General features: G+C 65.6%; 1 protein-coding gene. It reads right to left on the minus strand.

All coding sequences use genetic code 11. From position 1 onward, the window contains the following. Window positions 1–2,455: 2,455 nt before the first annotated feature. Window positions 2,456–3,290: recombinase zinc ribbon domain-containing protein (locus tag ACR9ZK_RS21115; RefSeq protein WP_481343930.1), on the minus strand; the 835-nt coding region annotated here is incomplete at its 5' end.

Genomic DNA, 3,290 nt, shown 5'->3' on the forward strand with positions numbered 1-3,290 from the left:
GAAGTCGTCGAGAACACTCATGAGGGCCTCCCCCACCGGGAACGCAACTCCTCCGCTCGATGGCGGTCGTCCCCACCTGCGCACAGGAGGATCGCCGCCAGTTGGCCGCGTTCCCACCCGGTGGGTTCACCGGTCTTTGCCTCCAACCGGATCAGTTGCGAACGCTGCGCTTCGCTGAGTCCGCCAGTGACGCGATCGACCTCGTTGGCGTTGGAGTTGTTCATCGCTTCCTCCCCAGCGCTCGGTCGGTCACGGCCTGCAGGGCCACCGTTGGCGGGCTCGTCGAGTTGCGCCGGGCCTGCTCCACCTTCAGGCGGGCGTTCGACACACGCGACCGTTCGTCTGGGGTGAATCGCTCAGGGTCTAGCAGACCGTTGTGCTCGGGGCCATACCAGGCGCGTGGGACCTTCACGGTTCACTCCTTTGACTCGAGTCCGTCTCTGGAGGCGGAGTGCCTCGGAGACTAGTCGTGACGTTGCTAGACGCCCCGTTGCCGCTCTGGACCGCCGGGTCGGGGTGAGTGGGTGCGGAAGTGGCATTGGAATCTTTGGGGGGCTGATACAGGCTGCGGTCGGCGCGCCACGCGAGGTGCATGGCTGACCAATCGCTGGTCTGCATGTGCGAAACACGTACGCACAGTGGCTGCCAGCAGGACCGGACGATGAGTAGATCGGTGTGTCCGTTGACCGACTCCCAGATCACGCGATGGAGCAACCGGCCACCGGAGGATGCCGGATACCGATGACGACAACCGGAGCGCCCACCGCGTAGCGCAAGCAGACAGCCGGTGAGGGGGTCGATGTCGATGCGCCACCACACCGACTCGGGGACCGTTGCCTCCATCTCGGCTCGCGCCTCATCCACAAGCGTGCTCATGCCCATGTTCCTCGACGCATGTGAACACCGCAGATCTCACCCATATGGGACACCAAGACCCGGCATCGCCGCCCCGTGGAAACTGCCACTGCTGCGCATCTCGGCTTCGAGTCGAGAGCCTCGCGCAGCGTTGCGGGCAAAGCACCCTTCTGCTCGTGGGGCGCGCACGCTGCGCAGGCGCAACCCGTCCAGTCATCGGCCTCGCCGACGACCCACATGACCGTCTCGCCGTTCGAGTCGATGCACTCCTGCAACTCGAAGCCGTTTTCGAGATTCACTGTTACAACCGGCAATGCCTCGCCCATGCTCAGGACCACCCTATGACTCGAGACTCGCCGAAGGCCGACGCCGGTCGGGGTGGCGTGCTTCCCCGGAGTCGTCGACTGGGACGAGGCCGGTCGGAAGGTGGGGTCAGCCGCTCTCCGGACATCGCCCGGGTAAGAAGCGTCAGGGCAAACGAGGGGCCATGCTCAATCGATCGCGGCACACGTTCTCGCCAAAGCGCTTCTATGGCGACGCCATTCAGGCCCCTGTTGGCGGCCAATGTTACCTGGGCACGCACGTCGGAAGCGTTCCGGGCATACTCTGCTTCGCGCGGACTGACGGTTGAGATGCAGGCGACGAGTCGCTCGAGGATGTCACGCGCACGCGCCTCCTGCCCATCTGGTGTCTGATGGCCTGATAGGCCCTCGCTGGCGTGGGCTGATGCGTGGGCTGATGCGTGGGGTGTTGCGTGGGGAGTGGCCTGGGGTGTTGCGGGCTCTCCATCCTGCGCCCAGCCCGGCTCAGTCAACCGCCAGACGGTCGCGTGGCCCGGCGCCGAGCGGGCCGCTTGCTGGATCAGCCCCGCGTCTCGAAGCCTGAGCGTCGCTTTGCGGATCGTCTCCGAAGAGAGGCCTCCAAGGCACTTCGAGATAGTCGCGTGAGAGGGTCGCGCGTTCGCGCCGGTGGCGTAGTCGGCGTACTCGGCGAGGATGAACCCAACTGCAACAGCCGTCGGGTCGAGCCCAGCCTCCATCAACATCGAACGCCACTCAACCACAAACCGCTGCGAAGTCACCTGGGGACACCCGCCTCGACGGTTCGCACCGCGGTCCCGGTTCTCAAGTACTGACAACTGGCCACCCCAGGCCCTCCTCTGACGGTTTAGTTCTCCAGGAGCCGCGCGTTCCTGGGTCTTACCTGGAGCCCCTAATTGGGGCTCACCCACTTTTCGCCAGTGACCTTTTTGGTGCGACGCCATTCTAGTGCACCCAGAGGCCGCAGGCATAGTCGTCAAGGGGTGAGTTACCCTGAGCGGAACGCGGATTCGCGCCCGCGCAGACTGGTGGTCCGACCTCTGACGGGCCGAGCGGTCGATAAGACAAACCCCCGGTAGTAACCGCTCGCCGGGGGTTTGCCGCGTCAAATGTCAATAGAAATGCGCGATCTTGAGCACGCCCCCGCACGCCTTTGTAAATAGCACTGCCGCACTGCCGCCATCTAAGGATGGGAGGAAGTGTCGAAACCCGATGACTGCACTGTGCGAAAGTTGATCCGCGGTCGGGTTTCAGTCGCTCCGAGGCACGAACGACCGCCGTCAAGCCGGTTGCCCGCGCTCCCTCAACTGACCGGCGGCGGCGGCGCGGATCTCATCGGGTGCCGGGGGACCCCAGACCATGGAGACGCTCACTGTCGAGGTGTCCATACCGCCAGGCCCGCCGACGTTGAAGGCCGCGGCAGGGTGGACGGTGATGCTGCCCTCCGCCCCGATGGTCTGGACGATGATGCGTCGCCGGAGGTCGAGCGGGAGGGCGTCGAACGCCCTCTTGGCCTCGTCCATGTCAGCGGAGCCGGTGTACCACTCCATGAGGTTGTCGGCGGCGACGGCCGGGCGTGACGCCTCGAGACGCTCGATCTGCGCTCGGATTCTCGTGGTGATGCGCTGCATCTGCTCGGCGGTGAGGATGTCGTCGGCGAACTGGTCGGCGGCGCTGTTGAGCCGACTGCGGAGCCGTTCGATCTCTGGGCCGGGATCCACGGGCTTCGAGTCGTCGTCGTGTAGCCGCTGCGCATCGAGGGCCATGAGGATGATGCTGGTGACGTGCTCGTCGAGGTGTCGCATGTTCCGGCCACCGTGGCGGATGCCGCTCCCTCGCGTGGCTCCGCTCGCTGACCTCGGACAGCGATAACGGCGCAGTGACTCCCTGCCTTCCGGGACCGCTCCGACTTGGAGCGGTGTGCCGCATGTGCCGCAGGCTGCGATGCCGGAGAGGAGGTACCGCCGCCCGTTTGACGCCTTCCGGTTTGCCGCCGAGCGATTCTGGAGCGTGTTCTGCAGGCGGTCGAATGTGGCCCGGTCCACGACGGGTTCCCACGCCCCCTTTCCCACGATCTCGCCCTTGTACGTGAGCAGGCCTGCGATGCGCGGCTTC

The organism is Monashia sp. HAY1-5C, assembly GCF_056755255.1.